Genomic DNA, 25,199 nt, shown 5'->3' on the forward strand with positions numbered 1-25,199 from the left:
CTTGATTCACGCCACCTGCGACACTGATGGCCTTTTGGCAACAGCCTGAATTCCCCGGTGTAAAGCGGTCCTGCCGGGTCCTGGCGATTTACTGACCGTTCGGTTCCGACCTTTGACAGCGTTGTTTCTTGTCTATATTTTTTCGTTTACGAATATTATCGAAAGCGGTTTTTCGGTATAACTCGCACCGGCGATCAGAAATGGGGTTTTTTCTGAGACGCACGAATAACGAGCACCCACGCCTGTCTCAGGGTGCCGAGACAAAAACAAAAATGAGGTATCCATGTCCATCGCACTAAAACAACCGACGCTCACCGGGCAATGTGTGGCTGAATTTCTTGGCACCGCCCTGATGATTTTTTTCGGCACAGGATGCGTTGCAGCGCTCAAGGTCGCGGGAGCCACTTTCGGTCTTTGGGAAATCTGCATCATCTGGGGCATGGCTGTCAGCATGGGGATCTACCTCAGCGCCGGCATTTCAGGTGCCCACCTCAACCCGGCCGTCAGCATCGCGCTGAGTCTGTTCGCCGGTTTTGAAAAACGTAAATTGCCCTTTTATATCTCGGCGCAAATCGCAGGCGCGTTCTGCGGAGCGGGTCTGGTGTACCTGATGTACATCAGCCTTTTTTTCGACTTCGAACATGCTCACCACATCATTCGCGGCAGCGAGCAGAGTCTTGAACTGGCGTCGGTATTCTCGACATATCCAAACCCGGCCATTTCGGTCGGTCAGGCCTTTCTGGTCGAAGTGGTCATCACCACCATTCTGATGGGTGTGATCATGGCTCTGGGCGATGACAGCAATGGTTTGCCGCGCGGCCCGCTGGCGCCCTTGCTGATCGGCCTGCTGGTAGCCGTGATAGGCAGCTCGATGGGCCCACTGACCGGTTTTGCCATGAACCCGGCGCGCGACTTCGGTCCGAAGCTGATGACGTTCTTCGCTGGCTGGGGTGAAATGGCCTTCACCGGCGGTCGTGACATTCCTTACTTCCTGGTTCCGATTTTTGCGCCCATTCTGGGTGCCTGCCTTGGTGCTGCTGGCTACCGCGCGCTGATTGCGCGTCATCTGCCCAGCGCCGCTCCTGTTGAAAATGAAAAAGAGGCTCCTGTGGTTCGCGGCAAAGTTCAGGCTTCATCTTGAGCACCCCTCAATTTGAATCTCACTCAACTGAATCCCACCCAATAAATGCAAGGCAATCGACATGACTGACACACAGAACAAGAACTACATCATTGCTCTTGACCAGGGCACCACCAGCTCGCGCGCCATCATCTTCGACCGCGACGCCAACGTGGTGAGCACTGCCCAAAGCGAATTCGTCCAGCATTACCCGCAGGCAGGCTGGGTCGAACACGACCCGATGGAAATCTTCGCCACCCAGACGGCCTGCATGACCAAGGCGCTGGCGCAGGCCGATCTGCACCACAACCAGATCGCCGCCATCGGTATCACCAACCAGCGTGAAACCACGGTCATCTGGGAGCGAGACACCGGCCGCCCGATCTACAACGCAATCGTCTGGCAGTGCCGCCGCAGCACCGAGATCTGCCAGCAGCTCAAGCGCGACGGTCTTGAGGAGTACATCAAGGACACCACAGGTCTGGTGATTGACCCGTACTTCTCCGGCTCCAAGGTCAAGTGGATTCTGGACAACGTCGAAGGCAGCCGCGAGCGCGCCCGCAAAGGCGAGCTGATGTTCGGCACCATCGATACCTGGCTGATCTGGAAATTCACCGGCGGCAAGGTTCACGTCACCGACTACACCAACGCCTCGCGGACCATGCTGTTCAATATCCATACGCTGGAATGGGATCAGCGCATGCTCGACGTGCTGGACATCCCGCGCGAGATACTGCCAGAGGTCAAAGCCTCCTCCGAGGTCTACGGTCACAGCAAAAGCGGCATCCCGATTGCCGGTATCGCAGGCGACCAACAGGCGGCGTTGTTCGGCCAGATGTGTGTCGAACCCGGCCAGGCCAAGAACACCTACGGCACCGGCTGCTTCCTGCTGATGAACACCGGCAAGAAAGCCGTGAAGTCGGCGCACGGCATGCTGACCACCATCGGCTGCGGCCCGCGTGGTGAAGTGGCCTATGCACTGGAAGGCGCGGTCTTCAACGGTGGCTCGACCGTGCAGTGGCTGCGCGACGAACTCAAGCTCATCAACGACGCGCTGGACACCGAATACTTCGCTGGCAAGGTCAAGGACAGCAACGGCGTGTACCTGGTGCCGGCGTTCACGGGCCTGGGCGCACCTTACTGGGACCCGTACGCACGAGGCGCATTGTTCGGCCTGACCCGCGGTGTGAAAGTCGATCACATCATCCGTGCAGCGCTGGAATCCATCGCCTATCAAACCCGCGACGTGCTCGATGCCATGCAACAGGACTCCGGCGAACGCCTCAAGTCGCTGCGCGTGGACGGTGGTGCCGTGGCCAACAACTTCCTGATGCAGTTCCAGGCAGACATCCTCGGCACCCACGTCGAGCGTCCGCAAATGCGTGAAACCACGGCACTGGGTGCAGCCTTCCTGGCCGGTCTGGCGATTGGTTTCTGGAGCAGCCTGGACGAGTTGCGTAACAAGGCGGTGATCGAGCGTGTGTTCGAGCCATCGTGTGAAGAGGCGCATCGCGAAAAACTTTACGCTGGCTGGCAAAAAGCAGTCGCGCGTACTCGTGACTGGGAACCGCACGAAAACGAAGAGTGACAGCGCTGTTGTAAGGAGGGGAGCAGGATTCCGGCTGACAGGTTGCACTTTCCTGCGGCATGATGGGCGCCATTTGTAGAGGGCGTCCAAGGAAAAACAATGAACCTGCCTCCCCGCCAACAACAGATCCTCGAACTGGTCCGTGACCGTGGTTATGTCAGCATCGAGGAGATGGCGACGCTGTTCGTCGTGACCCCACAAACCATTCGCCGTGATATCAATCAATTGGCGGAAATGAACCTGTTGCGCCGCTACCACGGCGGCGCGGCCTATGACTCCAGCATCGAAAATACTGCCTACGCCATGCGTGCGGACCAGATGCGCGATGAAAAACAACGGATCGCCGAGGCCATCGCCGCGCAGATCCCGGACAACGCCTCGTTGTTCATCAATATCGGTACCACCACCGAATCCATCGCCCGTGCGTTGCTCAACCACAACAACCTGAAGATCATCACCAATAACCTGCATGTGGCGTCGATCCTCAGCACCAAGGATGATTTCGAGGTGTTGATAGCAGGCGGCAATGTGCGACGTGACGGTGGCGTGGTGGGCCAGGGCAGCATCGACTTCATCACCCAGTTCAAAGTGGACTTTGCCCTGGTGGGCATCAGCGGCATCGACGAAGACGGCAGCCTGCTGGATTTCGATTATCAGGAAGTACGGGTGTCCCAGGCGATCATCGCCAACGCACGCAAAGTGCTGCTGGCGGCTGACTCCAGCAAGTTCGGACGCAACGCCATGGTCCGCCTGGGGCCGATCACCCTCATCGATTGCCTGGTCACCGACCAGCCACCCGTGCCCGCACTGCAGCAGTTGCTGAATCAGCACAAGATTCGTCTGGAAGTGGTGTGATTGTCAGGCGCGAGCGGTGCTCGCGCGGCGGTCCGCATTGCTCATGAAGACGGTGCGTCGAGCGCCCTATTTTCTGGAGTCTGTACCGGCCTCTTCGCGAGCAAGCTCGCTCCCACAAGACTTGTGTACATATGGCGCAGCACGCATCTGTGACGCAGAGCGTCACCCAAGGCAGTCCCATGCCGGAGCGTGAGGAACGATAGGTGTCTTGAAGAACACTATCGTACCCATGCTCTGCGTAGGTATGCCGTTCCGGACGCTCTGCGTCCTCCCCGGTTCAAGCGATGCAGCGCAGATCGTTGATCCAGAGCAATTCAGTGCAGGCAGTGCACCGATCCTCCCGGTAACAATTCCCGCCCTACAATGTTCATATTTGTTCTTTTCCTGACACCATCATCAGTATTTTCAATCGATACGTGCTGGCAAGGGTCATTTTATTGAGCTATGATTTTCGAAAATGAACATTAATGTTCAGATTCGCCTTTCGAGCACTGCTCACGAATTGTCCAGGAGGCCACCAATGCCCCACACCAACGTGCCAACCCCGCCCCTCTCAGAGGTCTACGACATTGCCGTTATTGGCGGTGGCATCAACGGTGTCGGTATCGCAGCGGATGCCTCCGGTCGCGGCCTCTCGGTTTTTCTCTGCGAAAAGGACGACCTGGCCAGCCATACGTCTTCGGCCAGCAGCAAGCTGATTCATGGTGGCCTGCGCTATCTGGAGCACTACGAATTCCGCTTGGTGCGTGAAGCACTGGCAGAACGTGAAGTGCTCCTTGCCAAAGCGCCGCACATCGTAAAGCCAATGCGCTTCGTGCTGCCTCACCGCCCACACCTGCGTCCGGCCTGGATGATTCGTGCCGGGATGTTCCTTTATGACAACCTTGGCAAGCGCGAAAAACTCCCCGCATCGCGGACCATTCATTTCGGTGCGGACAGCCCGCTCAACTCGAGCATCACCCGCGGTTTCGAATATTCCGACTGCTGGGTCGACGACGCGCGCCTGGTAGTGCTCAACGCCATGTCCGCTCGTGAAAACGGTGCGCACATTCATACTCAGACCCGCTGTGTCAGCGCCCGCCGTATCAAGGGCATGTGGCATCTGCATCTTGAGCGCAGCGACGGCAGCCTGTTCTCGATCCACGCCAAGGCGTTGGTCAATGCGGCAGGCCCGTGGGTAGCCAAGTTCATCCGTGAAGACCTCAAGCTCGATTCGGCTTACGGCATCCGCCTGATTCAAGGCAGCCACCTGATCGTGCCGAAACTCTACGAGGGTGAGCACGCGTTTATTCTGCAGAACGAAGACAAGCGCATCGTGTTCACGATTCCGTACCTGGAGCACTTCACCATCGTCGGCACCACTGACCGTGAGTATCAGGGCGATCCGAACAAGGTGGACATCACCGAAGGCGAGATGGATTACGTGCTGAAAGTGGCCAACGACCACTTCAAGAAACAGTTGAGTCGCGCAGACGTGCTCCACACATTCTCTGGCGTGCGCCCGCTGTGCAACGACGAGTCCGATAATCCGTCTGCCATTACCCGTGATTACACGCTTTCGTTGTCAGGCGGCGCGGACGAGGCGCCAATTCTGTCGGTATTCGGCGGCAAGCTGACCACCTACCGCAAACTGGCAGAATCGGCAATGGCGCAGTTGGCACCGTTCTTCAAACAGATGAAACCAAGCTGGACGGCCAACGCTGCCCTGCCTGGCGGCGAAGACATGACCACCGCCGAAGCGCTGGCGACAGAAATGACCCGCCGCTTCAGCTGGCTGCCCGCGCCTATCGCAAAGCGCTGGTCGATCACTTACGGCAGCCGCAGCTGGCGCTTGCTGGAGGGCGCGCAAAGTCTGGAAGACCTTGGTCAGCATTTGGGTGCAGGCCTGTATACCCGCGAGGTCGATTACCTGTGCGATCAGGAATGGGCCACCAGCATCGAAGACATCCTGTGGCGCCGCACCAAGCTGGGCCTGTTCACGACGCCTGAGGAACAGGCCGCCGTGAGCAGCTACCTGGAAACCGTCGTGCGCAACAAAGCCTCTTTCGAAGCCGCCTGATAATCTGCTTGCAACCTGTTCACCCATCGTGCGGTGAACAGGTTTCCCTCCTTACTGCCCTCCTCCCGCCCCCCTTTCCATTCGGTTTTCCGAACAATCGCCCCCGCTTTATTCGGCTTCCCGGACGCATTTGTCCGTAGCATCAGAGCCGATCTAAAAAAACCCTTTTAAATTCAGCGTGTTGAATTCTAAAAACGGTCTGGCACGACTCATGCTCTACATTCTGAACCGAGCGTTTCGACAAGAGCGTGTGTCTGGATGTGGACGCCGTTGAAGCATTCGCCAACAAGCGGGCCGACTCTGATTGCGGCCCCATCAATAAAAAATGACATCAAGGACTCACCCATGCGCATCGTTCCCCACCTGTTGGGCGCAGCCATCGCTGCCGCTCTGATCAGCACGCCGGTTTTCGCCGCCGAACTCACTGGCACTCTGAAGAAGATCAAGGAATCCGGCACCATTACGCTGGGCCATCGTGACGCCTCCATCCCGTTTTCCTACATCGCTGATGCCTCTGGCGTGCCGATGGGCTACTCCCACGACATCCAGCTGAAAATCGTCGAAGCCATCAAAAAAGACCTGGACATGCCTGACCTCAAGGTCAAGTACAACCTGGTGACTTCGCAGACCCGTATCCCGCTGGTTCAGAACGGCACCGTCGATGTGGAATGTGGCTCGACAACCAACAATGTCGAGCGCCAGCAGCAAGTCGATTTCTCCATCGGCATCTTCGAAGTCGGCACGCGCCTGCTGTCGAAAAAGGATTCCAGCTATAAGGATTTCGACGACCTGAAAGGCAAGAACGTCGTCACCACGGCGGGCACCACGTCCGAGCGCATCCTCAAGGCGATGAACGCTGACAAGCAGATGGGCATGAACGTGATCTCCGCCAAAGACCACGGTGAATCCTTCCAGATGCTCGAGTCCGGCCGTGCAGTCGCCTTCATGATGGACGACGCGCTGCTGGCAGGCGAAATGGCCAAGGCCAAGAAGCCGGACGACTGGGCAGTGACCGGTACAGCGCAATCCTACGAGATCTACGGCTGCATGGTCCGCAAGGGCGATGCCCCGTTCAAGAAGGCCGTGGATGACGCCATTGTCGCTACCTACAAGTCGGGCGACATCAACGCCATCTACAGCAAGTGGTTCATGTCCCCTGTCCCTCCGAAAGGTCTGAACCTGAATTTCCCGATGAGCGACAAGCTCAAGGAACTGATTCAGAACCCGACCGATAAGCCAGCTGACGACAAGAAAGCCTGAGAGACCGGTTCAGCCAGTCTGAACTGACGGCATCCCGGGCGGGCAGCGCTCGTCCGGGATCGCCTCGTCATTCTCGACAGACGACAGTGCGTGCATTTCGATAGCAATAAAAAGAGGGGGAGACCCTGATGAATTACAACTGGGACTGGGGCGTATTCTTCAAGTCCACCGGCGTCGGCAGCGAGACCTATCTGGACTGGTTCATCTCCGGCCTGGGCTGGACCATCGCCATCGCTGTCATTGCCTGGATCATTGCCCTGATACTGGGTTCGGTGCTGGGCGTCATGCGCACCGTGCCAAACCGTCTGGTGTCAGGTATCGCCACGGTATACGTGGAAATCTTCCGTAATGTGCCACTGCTGGTGCAGCTGTTCATCTGGTACTTCCTGGTGCCCGACCTGCTGCCGGAAAACCTGCAGGAGTGGTACAAGCAGGACCTGAACCCGACCACCTCCGCGTTCCTCAGCGTAGTGGTCTGCCTTGGCCTGTTCACCGCTGCCCGGGTCTGCGAACAGGTGCGTACCGGCATTGAAGCACTGCCGAAGGGCCAGGAATCGGCCGCACGCGCCATGGGCTTCAAGCTGCCACAGATCTACTGGAACGTGCTGTTGCCGCAGGCTTACCGGATCATCATTCCGCCGCTCACCTCCGAATTCCTGAACGTGTTCAAGAACTCTTCGGTCGCGTCGCTGATCGGCCTGATGGAGCTGCTTGCGCAGACCAAGCAGACCGCCGAATTCTCCGCCAACCTGTTCGAGGCCTTCACCCTCGCGACCCTCATCTACTTCACGCTGAACATGAGCCTGATGCTGCTGATGCGTGTGATCGAGAAGAAAGTCGCCGTACCGGGACTCATCTCACTGGGGGGCAAATAATGGACTTCACTGGAATCGTTCCGGCCATTCCCGGCCTGTGGAACGGCATGGTCATGACCCTCAAGCTGATGGCGATGGGTGTCATCGGCGGCCTGGTACTCGGTACGCTGCTGGCCTTGATGCGCCTGTCATCGAACAAGCTGCTGGCCAATGTGGCCGGTGCCTACGTGAACTACTTCCGTTCGATCCCGCTGCTGCTGGTGATCACTTGGTTCTACCTGGCCGTGCCGTTCGTGCTGCGCTGGATTACCGGTGAAGACACGCCCATCGGTGCGTTCGCCTCCTGCGTCGTGGCCTTCATGATGTTCGAAGCCGCGTACTTCTGCGAAATCGTCCGTGCTGGCGTGCAGTCGATCTCCAAGGGGCAAATGGGCGCTGCTCAGGCGCTGGGCATGAATTACTCGCAGATGATGCGACTGATCATCCTGCCCCAGGCCTTTCGCAAAATGACCCCGCTGCTGCTGCAACAGAGCATCATTCTGTTTCAGGACACCTCTCTGGTGTACACCGTCGGCCTCGTCGATTTTCTCAACGCATCGCGCTCCAGTGGCGACATCATCGGGCGCGCCAACGAGTTCCTGATCATTGCCGGTCTGGTGTATTTCACGATCAGCTTTGCCGCCTCGCTGCTGGTGAAGCGCCTGCAAAAAAGGTTTGCCGTATGATTTCCATCAAAAACGTCAACAAGTGGTATGGGGACTTCCAGGTACTGACCGATTGCAGCACCGAGGTCAGCAAGGGCGAAGTGGTTGTGGTATGCGGCCCGTCCGGCTCCGGCAAATCGACCCTGATCAAATGTGTCAACGCGCTGGAACCGTTCCAGAAAGGCGATATCGTTGTCGACGGCACATCGATCTCCGATTCGAAGACAAACCTGCCGAAACTGCGCTCGCGGGTCGGTATGGTGTTTCAGCACTTCGAACTGTTTCCGCACCTGAGCATTGTCGAAAACCTGACCATCGCGCAGATCAAGGTGCTGGGCCGCAGCAAGGCCGAAGCCACCGAGAAGGGACTGAAGCTGCTGGAGCGCGTCGGCCTTTCCGAGCATGCGCACAAGCACCCCGGCCAGCTTTCCGGCGGGCAACAACAGCGTGTCGCCATCGCGCGCGCGCTGGCGATGGACCCGGTGGTCATGCTGTTCGACGAACCCACGTCCGCGCTCGACCCGGAAATGGTCAATGAAGTGCTCGATGTGATGGTGCAACTGGCTCAGGAAGGCATGACCATGATGTGCGTGACCCACGAAATGGGCTTCGCGCGCAAAGTCGCCAACCGGGTGATTTTCATGGACAAGGGACAGATTGTCGAAGACTGTGCAAAGGAAGAATTTTTCGGTGACGTCAGCGCACGCTCGGAGCGTGCCCAACAATTCCTCGCCAAGATTCTGCAGCACTAGGCAGTACTTTAACGGCTGCCCGCTCATCCGCGGGCAGCTGTTCGGTCCAGGACGACTGTGATGAAATGCGACCCCACTCTTTATCGCGCCGCCCCGCCATCACTCGCCGTGAAACCCCGTCTGATCCGCCAACTGTTCCTACCGCCGCTGATCCTCATGCTAATGATCGGGCTGGGCTATATCGCCTATCTGGTCAGTGAACACAGCGCCATCAAGGGACTACGCGAAACCGGCGAACGCCAACTGGAGCTGCACGCCCGCACGGTCGAGAGCGAAATCAGCAAATACACCTACCTGCCCAGCGTGCTGGAACTGGAATCCAGCGTGTCGCAGTTGCTGAACGAACCGGGACCCGAGCTTCAGCAGCAGGTCAACCGCTACCTCGAAGGGCTGAATCGACGCAGCCGCAGCCGTGCCATTTACGTAATGGACACCACCGGACGTGTGCTGGCCACCAGCAACTGGCGTGACGCCGACAGTTATCAGGGCGAAGACCTGTCTTTCCGTGCCTACTTTCAGGATGCCGTGCGCGGCCTGCCCGGGCGCTTTTACGGGATCGGCACCACCACCGGTGAGTCGGGCTATTACTTGGCGCATGGGCTGGAAGACAAAGGCCGCATCATCGGCGTTGCGGTGATCAAGGTACGCCTCGAAGCACTTGAAGAACGCTGGCAGCGGGCGCGCCTGGAGGCATTTGTCAGCGACGAGAATGGCATCATCATCCTCTCCAGCGACCCGGCTCGGCGTCTGAAATCAGTACGTCCGCTCACTGCCGAGATCAAGGAGCGCCTGGCTCGCAGCCTGCAATATTACTGGTGGCCGCTCAACGAACTGGTGCCACTGGAACGGGAAACCTTGTCTGAAGGCGTCGAAACACTGGTTTTCCCCGCCAACATCAGTGTCGACCGCGAACACAAAAAGGTCAGTTATCTGGCCCAGAGCCGCCCGCTGAATGACACCGCCTGGCACCTGACACTGCTTACTCCGCTGGAAGATCTGCGCCGCGAAGCGGCCAATCAGGGCATGCTGGTCGCCGTGGCCTGCGCGCTGGTGACCTTTCTGCTGATTGCCTGGAACGAGCGGCGCAAAGTGATCTCGACCCGGCTTGCTGCCAGGGAAGCGCTGCAGGCGGCCAACAACGAACTGGAACGCAAGATCACCGAGCGCACCGAACACCTGCGGGCCAGCAACGAACGCCTCAAGGCGCAGATTCGTGAACGAAGGCAGGCCGAAGACACTTTGCGCAAGGCGCAGGACGAGCTGGTACAGGCCGGCAAGCTGGCAGCCATCGGCCAGATGTCGACCAGCATCGCGCATGAGCTGAACCAGCCTCTGGCCGCACTGCGCACCTTGTCCGGCAACACCGTGCGCTTTCTGGAACGAGGTGCGCTGGATACCGCCAGTACCAACCTGCGTACCATCAATGACCTGGTCGACCGCATGGGCCGCATCACCGCCAGCCTGCGCGCATTCGCCAGACGCGGCGACGATCAGGGCCAGGCGCAACTGAGCAAGGCTGTCGATGCGGCGGCGCAGTTGCTGAGCGTGCGTCTGGAGCAGTCCGGCCTGATAGTGCATCGAGACTTCGTCGACGCCACCCTGACCATCGACCAGACCCGCCTGGAACAGATTCTGGTCAACCTGATCGGCAACGCACTGGATGCCATGTTCGACCTGCCGCAACCGGAGTTATGGCTCAGCGGATCGGTTGTCGACGGCCGATACCGTCTGCGGGTACGTGATAACGGGCGCGGCGTCGACGCCGAGGCGCGCAAGCATCTGTTTGAACCTTTCTTCACCACCAAACCGGGCGAACAAGGCCTGGGGCTGGGCCTGACGCTGTCGGCGAGCCTTGCCGCCGCAGCCGGAGGCAGCCTGAGCGCAGAGCATCCGCAGGACGGCGGTACGACGTTTGTCCTGAGCCTGCCGTTTATCCCCGATGCCCGCCACCCGGACAGCCCGACATGAGACGACACCCATGAGCATAAACAGCGACCTGACTGTCCTGATCGTTGAAGACGATCCGCATGTATTGCTCGGCTGCCAGCAGGCCCTGGCGCTGGAGGACATCGCCAGCGAAGGCGTTGCCAGCGCTGAAGAGGCGCTAAAGCGCATCGGTGACAACTTCGCCGGTATCGTCATCAGCGACATTCGCTTGCCGGGCATCGACGGCCTGGCGTTGCTGAGCCGTCTCAAGGCACGTGACAGCAGTCTGCCGGTGGTGCTGATCACCGGCCATGGCGATATCACCATGGCCGTCAACGCTATGCGCGATGGCGCTTACGATTTCATGGAGAAACCCTTTTCTCCAGAACGTCTGGTGGACGTCACCCGACGCGCACTGGAACAACGCGGCCTGGCCCGTGAAGTGTGGGCGTTGCGCAAGCAACTCGCCGAGCGCGATTCGCTGGAAGGCCGGATCATCGGCCGCTCCCCGGCCATGCAAAACCTGCGTGCGTTGATTGCCAACGTCGCCGACACCTCGGCCAACGTACTGATCGAAGGCGAAACCGGCACGGGCAAGGAACTGGTCGCGCGCTGCCTGCACGATTTCAGTCGGCGCAAGGACAGCCAGTTCGTGGCGCTCAACTGTGGCGGGCTGGCGGAAAGCCTGTTCGAGTCGGAAATCTTCGGCCATGAAGCCAACGCGTTCACCGGCGCGGGCAAACGGCGCATCGGCAAGATCGAACACGCGCACAACGGCACGCTGTTTCTCGATGAAGTGGAAAGCATGCCGGTCAATCTGCAGATCAAGCTGTTGCGCGTCCTGCAGGAGCGAACCCTCGAGCGGCTGGGTTCCAACCAGAGCGTTGCCGTGGATTGCCGGGTCATAGCGGCAACCAAATCCGACTTGAATGCCTTGGGCAAGACCAATCAGTTCCGCAGCGACCTGTATTACCGCCTGAACGTCGTCACGCTTGAACTGCCGCCCTTGCGTGAGCGCCGCGAAGACATTCTGCAACTGTTCGAACACTTCCTGCAGTTGTCGTCGTTACGCTTCGACCGCGAACCGCCCGTGCTGGATCAACAGACCAGTTCGAACCTGATGAGCCACGACTGGCCGGGCAATGTACGCGAACTGCGCAACGTGGCTGAACGCTTTGCCCTTGGCCTGCCAGCGTTCAAGCAGTCAGGCACGGTCAGTGAAAACCAGAGCCTGGGATTTGCCGAAGCGGTCGAAGCCTTCGAGCGCTCGTTGCTCGGCGACGCCTTGCAACGCAGCGGCGGCAACCTCAGCCAGGCCAGTCAGGAACTGGGCATGGCCAAGACCACACTGTTTGACAAGGTCAAGAAATACGGGCTTTGAGCACTGCGCCCGATCCTGAACGTGCGGCGTAGCGCAGATCTGTGACGCAGAGCGTGACCCACTGCATTCCAACGCTGGAGCGTGCGGAACGATAGGCGTCCTCAAGACACCTGTCGTGCCCATTCTCCGCGTGGGCATGCCTTCCGGACGCGCTGCGTCCGATCCCGCACGGGCAGTACGTTACTGCGATTCACCGATAATCTGGCGGATTGCGCTGACGAATACCTCGACCGGCTGACCGCCAGAGACGGCGTACTGGTCGTTGAAGACCATGGTCGGCACGGAGGTGATACCGCGAGACGTCCAGAGCTGCTCGGCCTCGCGAACCTCGGAGGTGTACTCGTCACTGTCCAGGATGGCCTGAGCACGCAGACGGTCCAGGCCGACCTTCTGCGCCACATCCGCGAGAGTCTGGTGATCGGACGGGTCTTTCAGGTCACTGAAATAGGCCTCGAACAACGCCTGCTTCAACGCGTGCTGCTTGCCTTGCTGTTCGGCCCAGTGCAACAGTCGATGGGCATCGAACGTGTTGTAGATACGCCGCTCGCCGCTGGCAAAAGTGAAGCCGAGTTCAGCACCGCGTTCACGGATGGTCTGGTGAATACCGTCGATCTGTTCCGGCGTGGAGCCGTACTTTTCGGCGATGTGCTCTTTGATGTCCTGCCCTTCGGCAGGCATGTTCGGGTTCAGCTCGAAAGGCTGGAAGTGAATGTGCGCTTGCACCTCATCCCCCAGTGCCTCCAGTGCCTGATCCAGCGCGCGCAGACCAATGACGCACCAGGGGCAGGAAACATCGGAGATGAAGTCGATCTTCAGTGCAGTTGTCATGTCGGCCCTTTTCGGTAAGCAAAGTCCACACGATACACCTCTGCCCATGCCTGACAACCAGGCAGACTTACAACTGAGCCAGGTTGCGACCGTCTTCATGCTGGGCTTTCAGGTACGGCAGCACTGCACCAAGCAACGGCGCCTTGAAGGCCTCCTGAAAACGGTGTGCCAGACCCGGAATCAGGCGCAGTTGGCTGCCCTGAATGTGCGCGGCCACATGCACGCCATGCATGACCGGCAACAGCGGGTCAGCCGTACCATGAACCACCAGTACCGGCAGACGCAGACGGTTCAGCAGTTCCACGCGGCTGGGCTCGGCCAGAATCGCCATGATCTGGCGTTTCACGCCCTCGGGATTGAACGCCCGGTCATAGGAAACGGCCGCCTGATGCAGCAGTTGCTGGCGATCATCCTTGACCTGCGGGCTGCCCAGCGCTGCAAGCAAATCGGCCTGCTGCTCGATCGCCACTTCCCGATTGGGCGCGCCGCGCCGCGCCAGCAGTTGCATCAACGCGGCACTGGGCATGGGCAGACCCTGCGCACCGGAACTGGTCATGATCAGTGTCAGGCTTTCGACCCGCGACGGCGCCAGATCAGCCAGATGCTGAGCGATCATGCCGCCCATGCTCGCGCCCAACACGTGAAACTGACGAATCTGCAATGCATCCATCAACCCCAGCGCATCGTCGGCCATATCAGTCAACGAATAGGGTGCCGAGACAGGCAGGCCAAGTTTATAACGCAGCACTTCGAACGTCAGATTGGCATCCGCTGGCTGTTGTACCCAAGAAGACAGACCCACATCGCGATTGTCGTAGCGAATGACCCGATAGCCCTGCTGACACAACGCGACCACGACCTCGTCCGGCCAATGAATCAACTGCCCGCCCAGCCCCATCACCAACAGCAAGGCAGGATCGGACTCGCTACCAATACTCTGGTACGCAATCCGCACTTCCTTGAGGTCAGCCATCTGTACAGGAACATCGGTATCACAACGATCGGCCGCAAAAGACGGCAAGCCGCACAGAAGCGCGGCCAGAAAAATTAAAACCCGCATGAAAAACACCAAAAAACAGATCCCCAGTAGGCCGCGAGTCTGATGATGTTTTCCCAAGCGCGCTGCCACACTTGCGTGACAGTTTGATGAATGGCGCTGAGCGGTCGTTAATCGAGTGTTGCGTTACGCAGCGACCTGGTCCGCCACCATCAGGTTTTCCCCAAAACGGGCGCGCGCTTCGAGGAGCGATTCCTGATGCCAGTTCGAATGCGTATCGCACTCGCCCAGGGACAGAACCTTGTAAACCGGCAGACGATCAAACACCGGGGCCAGCAGCTCCGGTTCGGTCACGCTGTCCAGATGCAACCCTGCAACCGGCAGCAAGGCCGCGACACCCAGGTTGGGCCGCAGGTCACCGTGATAGAGGCCAATAAGCTTCTTCAACGGCGAATACTGAAGAATGTGATAGGCACGTTCGAAGGCGTTGCTCCATGCCAGCGGCAGGTCGAGCGCCAGGATCGGTTCGTCGATCTGAATCCACTCGACACCGCGCGCCGCCAGACGCCCGAAGATCTCGCCATACACCGGCAGCAGATGCTCCAGCAGGTCGAGGCGATCCACTTCGTCACCCTGAACGTCACTTAGCCAGAGCAGTGTCAGAGGACCGATCAACGCAGGTTTGCGGCCTTGCTCGCACGCTTCGGCGACGCTCGCCAGCAGCGGTGCCCAAGCGGGCTGAAAACGCTGGTCGCGTTTCAGGTGTGGCACCTGCTGCGGGTAACGCGCCATCAGCCAGTTGCGCAGTTCGGCATCAGTTGTCGCAACACCCTGATCCTGTTTCCAGAAAGCCTGCAGAGCGTGCTGCAATTCACGGTCTGCGCCAATGTGAAAATAGTCAGGGTGTTGAGTCAGGGCCACGATGCGTCCTCCATAAAAGATGGGCCTATTGTCGACAGCTGACACAACATGAGACAAACTCATTTTTTTCGTGTTGATCACAAATACTGCTCATGGAGCACTGAACGTGCTTGAAATACGCCACCTCAAAACCCTGCATGCCCTGCGCGAGGCCGACAGCCTTGTGGAAGCAGCCGAGCGCCTGCATTTGACGCAGTCGGCGCTGTCCCATCAGTTCAAGGAGCTGGAAGAGCGCATGGGCATGCCGCTGTTCGTGCGCAAGACCAAACCGGTGCGCTTTACCAGCGCCGGTTTGCGCCTGCTGCAACTGGCCGACTCCATGCTGCCGCAACTGCGCAGTGCCGAGCGCGACATCGCTCGACTGGCGGGTGGTACGGCGGGACGGCTGCACATGGCAATCGAGTGCCACAGTTGTTTTCAGTGGCTGATGCCGACCATCGACCAGTTCCGCGATGCCTGGCCCGAGGTGGAACTGGACCTGTCTTCCGGCTTCTCGTTCGCACCCTTGCCTGCCCTGGCGCGTGGCGATCTGGACCTGGTGGTGACCTCCGACCCGCTGGAATTGCCCGGCATCACCTATGTGCCGCTATTCACCTATGAAGCGATGCTGGCGGTGGCCAATCAACACGCGCTGGCAAGCAGGCCTTACATCGTCCCGGAAGACTTGCTGACTGAAACGCTGATCACTTACCCGGTGGAACGCGACCGGCTGGATATCTTCACGCGCTTTCTGGAACCCGCCGACATCGAACCGGCACAGGTACGAACATCAGAACTGACGGTGATGATGATGCAACTGGTCGCCAGCGGGCGCGGGGTCTGCGGCATGCCGCACTGGGCGCTGCATGAATACAGCTCACGCGGCTATGTGAAGGCCAAGCGGCTGGGCGAGAAAGGACTGTTCGCGACGCTCTACGCCGGTATCCGCGCCGACATGCTCGACGCACCGTACATGCGTGACTTCCTGCTGACAGCCAAGGACACCTCGTTTTCGACGCTCGACGGGGTGAGTGTGGTTCGCTGACACCTGATTCGCTGAAATAGGGTTCGCTGACAGTGCCGTCCTGCACCGCGATGCAGGACGACTGCGCCGTTCAGCTGCGTGCAGCCTGCCGCTGAAGATACAGCGGCAGGATCAGATCGCGGGTCAACGGAGCCAGTTGCAAACCCGCATGACTGTCCGCGTCAACCCACAGCACTTCTTCGATCTCGGCGGCAGGCACTGCCTGGGCGTCGGTCCTGACCTCATACAACTGACAGTTGACCTCGAAACCAGGCTCGTTGGCGGCGGGTGCCGTGAACTCACCGAGAAACACTGCCTGCGCCGGATCGACGATCAGCCCGAGCTCTTCTTCGAGTTCTCTGGCCAGCGCCTGCGGTGCCGGTTCACCGGGCTCGATCTTGCCGCCCGGCTGCATGAAGGCCCGGGTACCGCGCTTGCGCACCAGCAGGGTCCGGCCGTCTGCGCCGATCAGCAGCGCCGCCGCGATGCGGATGATCTTCATGCGAAGATCTCCGTTTTCAGCAGCCGCGCCTGATCAGCCCGTTCCAGCGCCAGAACGATCAGGCGATGGATCAGCTCGGCATACGACAGACCGCTGGCCTGCCAGAGCTTGGGGTACATGCTGATCGAGGTGAAGCCCGGCAGCGTGTTGACCTCGTTGATGATGATGTCGCGCCCTTCGGTGACGAAAAAATCGACCCGCGAGAGCCCTGCGCAGCCCAGCACCTTGTAAGCCTGCAACGCGACGTCACGCACCTGATCACTCAGATCGGCGGGCAGCTCGGCGGGGATAGCGATGCGCGCCTGATCGCCGTTCAGGTACTTGGTGTCGTAGGCATAGAATTCATCGTTGGCAATCACTTCTCCACAGACGCTGACCTGCGCATCGAAGTTACCCAATACGGCGCACTCCACTTCCCGGCCGACGATGCCCTGCTCGATCAGCAGCTTATGATCGAACTCGAAACCCAGCGCCAGTGCCGCCGCAAAACCAGCCTCGTCGGACACCTTGCTGACGCCCACCGATGAACCCTGGTTGGCCGGCTTGACGAACATTGGCAGCCCCAATTGGTCGGCAGCTTCGGTGAAAGAAAGGCTCTCTCCACGCGACAGGACCCTGAACGGCGCGACGGCTATGCCCGCATCGCGCAGCAGACGCTTGGTCACATCCTTGTCCATGCAGGCCGCAGAGGACAGCACATCGGCGCCGACAAAGGGCACGGCCAGCATGCGCAGCAAACCCTGCAACGCACCGTCTTCGCCAAACGCGCCGTGGATCAGCGGGAATACCACATCAATGGCAGCCAGTGGCTGACCTGACTCGACGTCGACAAACTGCCCGCCGATGCTGCCCGGCAGCAAGGACAACGGCTTGCCTGATGCGCTCAGTTTGATCCGTGCAGGATCAGTGGCGTTGAGCAGGTAATCGGCTTCGTCGAAATGCAGCCAGCGGCCCAGCTTGTCGACGCCGATCAGGGTCAGCGCATAGCGTTCACGATCAATCGCATTGATCACGTTGCGTGCCGACTGCAACGAAACCTCATGCTCGCTGGATTGCCCACCGAAAACGATGGCGACTGACTTTTTCAAAGCGGTTACTCCTGTTTTTCAGGCCGCGAAGATAAAAGCAATGTCGGCTGTTAGTCCAGTAGATGATTGGTCGCAGGCCTGAAATTCAGACAAAAAAATCCCGGTCGTGGGCAATCCATACGAAATGCCCACGACCGGGAGGTCAGACCGCTCATTGAGCGGCTGCGGTTTCTTTCTTGCCAGTCGAGCCAAAGGTGGCGAAACGCTTGTTGAAACCCGCGATCCTGCCTTCGGTGGTGGTCTTGCGCTGCTGCCCGGTGTACATCGGGTGCGAGGCGCTGGAAACGTCGAGTGCAACTTAAGGATAGGTAGTGCCGTCGGTGTGCTGTTGCGTGCGGTCTGTGTCTACGGTGGAGCCGATCAGAAAGTAAACGTCGGCAGCGGTGTCGTGGAACAGCACGGTGCGGTATTGAGGATGGATATCGGGTTTCATCGTGATCTCTCCAGTGAGTTGAATGCAATAGTTATACAGTAACATAACGGAAGATGAGAATGATTGCTGTTGATTAGCATCATTGGTGAGGTTGATCGAACACGCACACGGTGCAGCGGTCGGCGTGAAGCCACCGGAACGCCTGAGCCAGAGACATTCTGTAATAGCGCGCCTTTGCAATTGCCCTCGATTAGCGGCACCCTGCCGCGCCGCCGAACGTCACTGGTCGCCGGCCTGGAACCTGAGCCTCTGTGGCCTATCTTTACTCATCAGCACTTTCAAGAGTCCACCGTTATGACTAACGGACGCGATCATCGAATCGACTTCTTTCGCGGCCTGGCGCTGATCTTCATCTTCTGGGATCACGTGCCGGATAATCCCCTGGCGCAACTGACCGTACGCAACTTCGGCTTCAGCGACGCAGCGGAAATCTTCGTTTTCCTCGCCGGCTACGCCTCGATCCTGGCCTACGGGCGGATCGCTCGACGTGACGGCATGCTGGTGGCTGGTGTGCGAATGCTGCGCCGGACCTGGGTGCTTTATGTGGTGCATATCTTTCTGCTGACCCTGCTGATGGGCATCGTCTTCTTCGCCAACAATCATGTCGAGACGCGCGACATGGTCCAGCAGATGGGCCTTGAATACTTCGTCGGCAACCCGCAACAGGCATTGGCTGATGAACTGCTGCTGCGCTTCAAGCCGAACCTGACCGACCCGTTGCCGCTGTATATCGTGCTGTTGTTGACCTTGCCGCTGACCTTGCCATTGATGCTGCGCAAACTCGAAGTGGCCGTCGGCCTGTCGATTGCGCTGTACCTGATGGTGCCATTATTCGGCTGGAACCTGCGCGCCTACGAAGGCGGCGGTGTCTGGTACTTCAACCCGGTCGCCTGGCAGCTGCTGTTCGTGCTCGGCGGTGCGTGCGCGTTGCGCAGCGAAACAGCCATAACAGTTAAGCACCCTCCGTTACGCCAACAACCCTTGTTCATGGTGGCCGCCGTTTACGTGCTGGTCGCAGGCACACTGACGTTCAGCGAAAAATGGCCCGGCCTGCACGCCGCGCTGGTCTCCAGCCTGCACCTTGAAAGCCTTTACCCGATCAGCAAGACCGACCTTGCGCCCGTCCGGTTAATGCACTTTCTGGCCCTGGTCTACGTCGTCGCCCGACTGCTGCCAACCTCAAGCACCTGGCTCGAAAACTGGCCCGCCCGCCAGACTTGCCGCATGGGCCGCTATTCGCTGGAAGTCTTCTGTCTGGGCGTATTGCTCGCGCCACTGGCAGACATGGCCAATGCACTGGCAGGCGATACATGGCCCATGCAAGTGACGACCGCGATTGTCGGCCTGGGGTTGATGATGCTGATGGCCAATGGGCTGGAGTTGAATAAGCGGCTGGGGAAATCGCCCCGCCTGTTAACTACTTGAGAACAGCGTCACGTTTGCACGCCCTCTCGGAAACGTCCTACTGGTTTATCAGGCCAAGTTTTTCAGGAACTGGCCGCTATTCGGTATGAGATCAACAAGATACCCACACCGAATTCATAAAATATTTGTCGGCTAATATAAATCTGGACATCAGTAATTCTCATGACATGATCGGCTACAGCAAATTCATGAATAGTATCGTACAAAAGGCATGACGAATGGATACAGCGAGTCTGAAGCAATGCTGAAAAACCAGATTCCTCGTCTATTTCCCTGGCAGTATGAGACATCAGCCTGGCGAGACAAATGATTCGCCAGGCTGAGTTAGGCGTTAACCGCGAGGAGCAACAGTTCGCACAACGGTTTGTGTGCAGATGTGTCCCATGTAAAAAATATGAGGGGTCGCCGTGATGGGCCCTAAAGAGAAATTACTTACGAAGTAGCGAGCCACTCTATAGTTACTTCTCCAAGTGTTGAACCCCCTTTGCGTGTGGACAAAATCTTGGGCCTCCGTACCTCCATAGCAACGTCCGAACTCAATGCGCTCAGAGGCGAACCCATCAGCACCGCTAACCAGAATATGCCTGATCGAGGCGTCTTTTTCACCAAAGCTCAGATCCAAAATAGCCATACCGCCTTCCAATGGCGTACCTTTAGTATCGCTAAACCTCACCTCAAGCAGAGCTTCTTTATAAATCTGCGTTGCCAACCAACCAGGGTTAGTATATCCACTTGGAATTCTTATCACTCCCGGTTCGTCGAGCAGCTCATAGCTTTTTAGAACAGGATAGGACCCAAATCTGACAGTGTATGGAAGCCTGCCACCTACCAGTGAGTTTCTTGGCGTGACCCTGATGATCACTTCAGCCCCAGGAGCCAGATCTTTAAAAACCTTGGTCTCAAGTGTCTGAGCAACCCATTCACCATTTTCGTAATACTCGGTCTTCCACTCGTTAGTGACCGGATCACCGACAGGTGTATAGAGCAATACATCTTGCCCACGGTGCGAGACAAAGCCGTAGTAGTGGACGGGGTGTTTATCTGTCAACACATCTGCCACCGAGTGTAGTTTATCCAGCATGACGGTAAATCTTGGCTCGGAAATTTCTTGCACAGCTTCAGCCGCAACGGCCTCGTTGGTTTCATGACTTGATGCACCGACCGGGTCCTCGGCACCTTTATTGGCATGAGCGTCGGAGGCCGATGCCATTATCACGAAAATGGACAACAAGCAAAAACCAACACATTTTCTTCCATAAGTATTCATAGGTATTCTCGCAGATTATGCAGAGGCAGGTTGCCACTGACAAAATTAACGCAATAGAAAGTTAGGCACCTGGTCAACCCTCACATTAAAATCAAGGAAACTTCCTACAAAAAATAATCACCACTGCAGTCTAGGAAAAATCCTACACACTTATCAGGCAAAGTTTTGCGAAGGTCTGCCGCTAGCTAGTTATCATTGACACCAAAGAGCGCTTAGCATGCATATCAACCCTTTAGCTTCTGCATCACAAAATCAACAGCGCACTCTCTCGGGCTCAAGTTCCCTCACCTCACCTGCTGCTCCGCCAATCAACATTCCTCAGGCGCGTGATAACGTGCGTGATCCGAACGCTGAGTTCTATACCACCGAGGAAACACCCTGGTTATCCGACTACAAAACGTCGGCGGCAGGACGGGTTATGCTGGAAAGTATGTCTGAAGAGATATCGAACCTACTCCGAAGTACATACCTGGGTGACTTAACTAAAGATTTTGACAAGACCCTATGCCGTATGTACGACAATTTTCACGATTTCAAGCAGCAGCTTTTTTACCTTAATACGGAGCTGTCAAATAAGCACTTCGGCTTCACGCTGGGTTTTAATCAGGAAATCCAAGTGACCGACCCAGACGATGTGCTCACCCCGGCAGAGTTCGCGTACCTGACCGAGAAGCTGAACGAACGTCAACAACTGAAGGAGGATCTGCGTGCGCACGCAAAAATTGTGATGACGTTACTCGATCACTACACGGAGAAATTCGGCAACCAGCACACACTCAACCTTGAGAATTACAGCAAGGTTATCGACTACGGGCAGGTCTTCAGCCGCAACCACATTGGCAACTTCATGGACACGATCATTTACCAGATCGAGCGCAATGCGCCGAAGCGTGAAGAAGAGCGCAAACCGTTGGTTGATCTTCACGTCTGATCAAGCCAGCGCCACTGCAGTTCATGTGTGGCTGCAGTGGGATTAGTTCATGACGCTCATCCCCGCTGCGCGCCATCCTCCCTCGAAAACCACCAGACAATTCCCTCCCACAATCCCATCCAGCGTCTAAGCTTGGGTCAGGTGCTTTGACAGGATGACCGGACAATCGACTATGGGCGCATTTCGGCATTCCGATAGCAAGCAAGAGACGCTATCCGCTGATCGTGAGGATGATCCTCGTACGCCCAAATATCCGCGTCGCAAGCGATACGGATGGCGGGTGTTCTGGGTCGTGGTGGTGTTGGCCGGGGTTGCATTGGGCGTTGCGGTGGCCGTGGAGAGCAGAACCTCCAGGCTTCAGGCGCGCGAATTCAGCCGCTTTGCCGCGAGCCTGGGTTACTCGATGCAGCCCGGACCTAGTCATGACGTGGTGTATCCCGGTGACGGGCCGTTCGACCGGCGCCTGGGCTATTCATCCATGGATGAATTCCTGTCGCGCCTGCTCAAACGCGACTACGTGATCACGCGCCAGACCCGCTTTTCCCCGGAACTGTTGCGTTACGTCCGGCATGGATTTTTCGTGCCTTACGAGGAAAAGACCCAGGCCGGGCTGTCGATCACCGATTGCCGAAACGAGCCGCTGTACGAATTCAGATACCCACAGCAGTTTTACCCGACCTTTGCCGCCATTCCGTCATTGCTGGTGAACAGCCTGCTGTTCATCGAAAACCGCGACCTGCTCGATCCGCAGCAGCCCATGGCCAACCCTGCGGTGGACTGGCCACGTTTTGTCAAAGCCGCCTGGTCGCAACTGGCGAAGATGTTTGCCCTCCCCGGCCAGTCGGCTGGGGGCAGCACGCTGGCCACTCAGCTGGAAAAATACCGTCACTCCCCAGACGGGCTGACGCTGTCGGGTTCTGAAAAGCTGCGGCAGATGATTTCCGCCAGCGTTCGCGCCTATCAGCCGGGGACCGAGACACTCGCCGTGCGCCAGCGGGTGGTGCGTGACTACCTGAACAGCGTGCCGCTGTCTGCGGTGCCAGGGCATGGCGAAGTGCATGGTCTGGCTGAAGGACTGCGGGTGTGGTTCGGCGCAGACTTCGGCAAAACCAACGAGATACTGGCTTCTAATCCCGGCGATAAACAGGCACTGGCCGACAAGGCGCTGGCGCTGCGTGAAGTGCTCTCACTGGTGATCGCCCAGCGTCGTCCGTCGCACTATCTGGCCAAGGGCCGCCAGGAATTGGCAGAACTGACCGACAGCCACATTCGGTTGCTGGCCCAGGCCAACATCATCGACCGACCGCTGGCCGATGCCGCGCTGGCAGCCCAGGTCACCTACCGCGACTGGGCGCAGCAACCGACCCTGCAGCCCATCGAAACCAACAAGGGCATCAGTGTCGCGCGCACTCGCCTGTCGAATCTGCTCAATCGCCCGCTCTACGATCTGGACCGTCTTGACCTGTCCGCCACCAGCACCCTGCATGGCGAATTGCAGCGCAGCGTCAGCCAGTACCTGCGCGACCTGGCCAACCCTGAATTTGCCGCAAGGATCGGGTTGATGGGCGAGCGCCTGTTGACTCCGGCCAGCACAACACAGGTGCGCTACAGCTTCACGCTGTTTGAACGCGGCGTGGACGGCTCGCGGGTCAGGGTCCAGACCGACAGCACTGATCAGCCGTTCGATATCAACGAAGGCAGCAAGCTGGAGCTGGGCTCGACGGCGAAGATGCGCGTGCTGACGACGTATCTGGAGATCATCGCCGAACTGCATGGGCGCTATGCGGGCCTGAACCCTGCGCAATTGCGCAAAGTCCCTGTCGAGGAACCGGATCGGCTGACCCGCTGGGCGGTGGATTATCTGCTGCTGAACAAGGACCATGACCTGGCGAAGATGCTCTCGGCCGCACTCGACCGCACCTATTCGGCCAGCCCAGCAGAAGCGTTCTTCACCGGTGGCGGCATGCACCGTTTCAATAATTTCCGGCGCGAAGACAACGAGCGGATTCCAACCCTGCGCGAATCGCTGCGTGAGTCGATCAACCTGCCGTTCATCCGCCTGATGCGCGATGTCGTTCGCTACAGCACCTATCAGGCGCCCAACAACAGCGCCGAGCTGCTCAAGGATGATGACAACCCGCGCCGCCAGGAATACCTGGCGCAGTTTGCCGACCGCGAAGGCACGGTATTCCTGCTGCGCTTCTGGAAACGCTACAAGGAAAAGACCACGCAGGAGCGACTCGACACCTTCCTCGACGGCATTCACCCGACGGCGATCCGTCTGGCTGCGGTGCACCGTTATCTGCTGCCGGGCGCTGATCAGGGCACATTCAACGCGTTCATCCGCGCCCACCTGGACGAGCCCAGGGCGAGCTCGAAACTCACCGACAAACGTCTTGCCGAGCTGTACAAGAGTTACGGACCGGGCACTTATGATCTGCCCGATCAAGGCTACATCGCCCGCGTCCATCCGCTGGAACTGTGGCTGGTAGGCTACCTGCTCAAACACCCGGACGCGCAGTTCAAGGACGCAGTGGCCGCCAGTCGTTTCGAGCGTCAGGAAGTCTATGGCTGGCTGTTCAAGAGTCGCCACAAAGGCGCTCGCGACAGCCGTGTGCGGACCATGATGGAGGTCGAAGCGTTTCTGGACATCGAGCAACGCTGGCAGCGCGTGGGTTATCCGTTCGACCATCTGGTGCCTTCGCTGGCGACGGCTATCGGCAGTTCGGGAGACCGTCCGGCGGCGCTTGCCGAGCTGATCGGCATCATCCAGAACGATGGTATCCGCCTGCCTGCGGTGCGCATCGACAGTCTGCACTTTGCTGCCGATACGCCTTACGACACCCAACTGAGCATCAACCCGGAACTGGGCAAGCGTGTGTTGCCATCGGAGGTCGCAGCGGCAATGCGCGAGGCCTTGTCGCAAGTGGTGGATGGCGGCACGGCCAAACGCGTGCAAGGCACGTTCAAGATGCAGGACGGCAGTGTGCTGGCGATGGGTGGCAAGACCGGCACCGGCGACAACAGGATCGAAAGCGTCGGTGCGGGCGGACGTATTCTCAGCTCAAGGGCAATCAACCGCACGGCGACTTTTGTGTTTTATATCGGCGACAACCACTTTGGCGCGCTGACGGCGTTTGTGCCGGGACGTGCTGCCGAGGGCTTTCGCTTCACCTCGGCGTTGCCGGTGCAGGTGCTCAAAGGCATGGCACCGATCCTGACGCCGTACCTGGAGAACCACGGACAGGCGATGTGCAACGCCCCGCTTGCCGATCCGCCCAAGGGTGTCTGACCGGCAATGACCGCTCGTCTGCCAGCTCTGTGATTACAATAAGATATATCTT

Annotated in this window: 20 protein-coding genes and 1 pseudogene; 14 read left to right on the forward strand and 7 right to left on the reverse strand. The window is 58.5% G+C overall.

Translation table 11 applies throughout. The features are described 5' to 3' along the window. Positions 1 to 283 precede the first annotated feature (283 nt). The 10 genes from BLR16_RS05600 (at position 284) to BLR16_RS05650 (ending at position 12,460) form a co-directional block, all read left to right on the forward strand. Complete coding sequence (locus BLR16_RS05600; protein WP_003363613.1) at positions 284 to 1,141, forward strand: MIP/aquaporin family protein; 858 nt, start codon at positions 284 to 286, stop codon at positions 1,139 to 1,141. Between the two features lie 61 nt (positions 1,142 to 1,202). Continuing rightward, positions 1,203 to 2,708, forward strand: coding sequence for a glycerol kinase GlpK (glpK, locus tag BLR16_RS05605; RefSeq protein WP_003363615.1), 1,506 nt, complete (start codon positions 1,203 to 1,205; stop codon positions 2,706 to 2,708). Between the two features lie 99 nt (positions 2,709 to 2,807). Then, on the forward strand, positions 2,808 to 3,563 hold the full coding sequence (locus tag BLR16_RS05610; protein WP_003363617.1) for a DeoR/GlpR family transcriptional regulator: 756 nt from the start codon (positions 2,808 to 2,810) through the stop codon (positions 3,561 to 3,563). Between the two features lie 520 nt (positions 3,564 to 4,083). After that, a complete protein-coding gene (glpD, locus tag BLR16_RS05620; RefSeq protein ID WP_003431248.1) occupies positions 4,084 to 5,622 on the forward strand; it encodes a glycerol-3-phosphate dehydrogenase in 1,539 nt (512 codons plus the stop codon). A gap of 345 nt (positions 5,623 to 5,967) precedes the next feature. Next, positions 5,968 to 6,882: a glutamate/aspartate ABC transporter substrate-binding protein gene (locus BLR16_RS05625; protein ID WP_003363622.1), complete on the forward strand. Its 915-nt coding sequence runs from the start codon at positions 5,968 to 5,970 to the stop codon at positions 6,880 to 6,882. A 128-nt stretch (positions 6,883 to 7,010) separates the two neighbouring features. Next, positions 7,011 to 7,757, forward strand: a complete 747-nt coding sequence (locus tag BLR16_RS05630) for an amino acid ABC transporter permease (RefSeq protein WP_003363624.1) — start codon at positions 7,011 to 7,013, stop codon at positions 7,755 to 7,757. Then, positions 7,754 to 8,422 (forward strand): amino acid ABC transporter permease, encoded by a 669-nt coding sequence (locus tag BLR16_RS05635; RefSeq protein ID WP_170846026.1) that lies wholly within the window; start codon positions 7,754 to 7,756, stop codon positions 8,420 to 8,422. Before BLR16_RS05630 ends, BLR16_RS05635 begins: the two co-directional genes overlap by 4 nt. Next, the gene (locus BLR16_RS05640) at positions 8,419 to 9,153 is read left to right on the forward strand and encodes an amino acid ABC transporter ATP-binding protein (protein ID WP_003363626.1); all 735 of its coding nucleotides are present in this window, start codon (positions 8,419 to 8,421) and stop codon (positions 9,151 to 9,153) included. Before BLR16_RS05635 ends, BLR16_RS05640 begins: the two co-directional genes overlap by 4 nt. 60 nt (positions 9,154 to 9,213) lie before the next feature. Beyond that, positions 9,214 to 11,121 carry a two-component sensor histidine kinase AauS gene (locus BLR16_RS05645; RefSeq protein ID WP_044308848.1) on the forward strand — a complete coding sequence of 636 codons (1,908 nt, stop codon included), beginning with the start codon at positions 9,214 to 9,216 and terminating at the stop codon, positions 11,119 to 11,121. A 10-nt stretch (positions 11,122 to 11,131) separates the two neighbouring features. Beyond that, positions 11,132 to 12,460, forward strand: coding sequence for a two-component response regulator AauR (locus tag BLR16_RS05650; protein WP_003363630.1), 1,329 nt, complete (start codon positions 11,132 to 11,134; stop codon positions 12,458 to 12,460). 180 nt (positions 12,461 to 12,640) lie between these two features. Here the strand turns inward: BLR16_RS05650 and BLR16_RS05660 are convergent, their stop codons facing one another. The 3 genes from BLR16_RS05660 to BLR16_RS05670 form a co-directional block, all read right to left on the reverse strand. Further along, entirely contained in the window at positions 12,641 to 13,288 is a 648-nt protein-coding gene (locus BLR16_RS05660; RefSeq protein ID WP_024662558.1) for a DsbA family oxidoreductase, read from the reverse strand. A gap of 67 nt (positions 13,289 to 13,355) precedes the next feature. Continuing rightward, positions 13,356 to 14,348 carry an alpha/beta fold hydrolase gene (locus BLR16_RS05665; protein ID WP_054082112.1) on the reverse strand — a complete coding sequence of 331 codons (993 nt, stop codon included), beginning with the start codon at positions 14,346 to 14,348 and terminating at the stop codon, positions 13,356 to 13,358. 123 nt (positions 14,349 to 14,471) lie between these two features. Next, positions 14,472 to 15,206 (reverse strand): uroporphyrinogen decarboxylase/cobalamine-independent methonine synthase family protein, encoded by a 735-nt coding sequence (locus BLR16_RS05670; protein WP_003363637.1) that lies wholly within the window; start codon positions 15,204 to 15,206, stop codon positions 14,472 to 14,474. A gap of 106 nt (positions 15,207 to 15,312) precedes the next feature. On the opposite strand from BLR16_RS05670, the gene metR reads away from it, so the two are divergent. Beyond that, positions 15,313 to 16,230, forward strand: a complete 918-nt coding sequence (metR, locus tag BLR16_RS05675; protein ID WP_003431263.1) for a transcriptional regulator MetR — start codon at positions 15,313 to 15,315, stop codon at positions 16,228 to 16,230. A 70-nt stretch (positions 16,231 to 16,300) separates the two neighbouring features. Here metR and BLR16_RS05680 read toward each other — a convergent pair whose 3' ends face one another. The 3 genes and pseudogenes from BLR16_RS05680 to BLR16_RS05690 form a co-directional block, all read right to left on the reverse strand. Continuing rightward, entirely contained in the window at positions 16,301 to 16,711 is a 411-nt protein-coding gene (locus tag BLR16_RS05680) for an NUDIX hydrolase (protein WP_058416675.1), read from the reverse strand. Then, on the reverse strand, positions 16,708 to 17,799 hold the full coding sequence (gene ddlA / locus BLR16_RS05685; RefSeq protein WP_074804906.1) for a D-alanine--D-alanine ligase: 1,092 nt from the start codon (positions 17,797 to 17,799) through the stop codon (positions 16,708 to 16,710). Before ddlA ends, BLR16_RS05680 begins: the two co-directional genes overlap by 4 nt. A gap of 151 nt (positions 17,800 to 17,950) precedes the next feature. After that, positions 17,951 to 18,232 (reverse strand): annotated as a pseudogene (locus BLR16_RS05690) (type B 50S ribosomal protein L31). A gap of 294 nt (positions 18,233 to 18,526) precedes the next feature. On the opposite strand from BLR16_RS05690, the gene BLR16_RS05700 reads away from it, so the two are divergent. Continuing rightward, positions 18,527 to 19,657 (forward strand): OpgC domain-containing protein, encoded by a 1,131-nt coding sequence (locus tag BLR16_RS05700; protein ID WP_074804909.1) that lies wholly within the window; start codon positions 18,527 to 18,529, stop codon positions 19,655 to 19,657. A 331-nt stretch (positions 19,658 to 19,988) separates the two neighbouring features. Here BLR16_RS05700 and BLR16_RS05705 read toward each other — a convergent pair whose 3' ends face one another. Continuing rightward, a complete protein-coding gene (locus BLR16_RS05705) occupies positions 19,989 to 20,738 on the reverse strand; it encodes a hypothetical protein (protein ID WP_054082184.1) in 750 nt (249 codons plus the stop codon). 403 nt (positions 20,739 to 21,141) lie between these two features. Between BLR16_RS05705 and BLR16_RS05710 the strand changes: the two genes are divergently transcribed. Both BLR16_RS05710 and BLR16_RS05715 read left to right on the forward strand, forming a co-directional pair. Continuing rightward, the gene (locus BLR16_RS05710) at positions 21,142 to 21,855 is read left to right on the forward strand and encodes a hypothetical protein (RefSeq protein WP_072366757.1); all 714 of its coding nucleotides are present in this window, start codon (positions 21,142 to 21,144) and stop codon (positions 21,853 to 21,855) included. A 172-nt stretch (positions 21,856 to 22,027) separates the two neighbouring features. Then, positions 22,028 to 25,147 carry a biosynthetic peptidoglycan transglycosylase gene (locus tag BLR16_RS05715; protein WP_046719060.1) on the forward strand — a complete coding sequence of 1,040 codons (3,120 nt, stop codon included), beginning with the start codon at positions 22,028 to 22,030 and terminating at the stop codon, positions 25,145 to 25,147. The last annotated feature ends 52 nt before the right edge of the window (positions 25,148 to 25,199 follow it).

Source organism: Pseudomonas sp. BS3767 (assembly GCF_900099665.1).
In the GTDB taxonomy this organism is placed as follows: Bacteria; Pseudomonadota; Gammaproteobacteria; order Pseudomonadales; family Pseudomonadaceae; genus Aquipseudomonas; species Aquipseudomonas cerasi.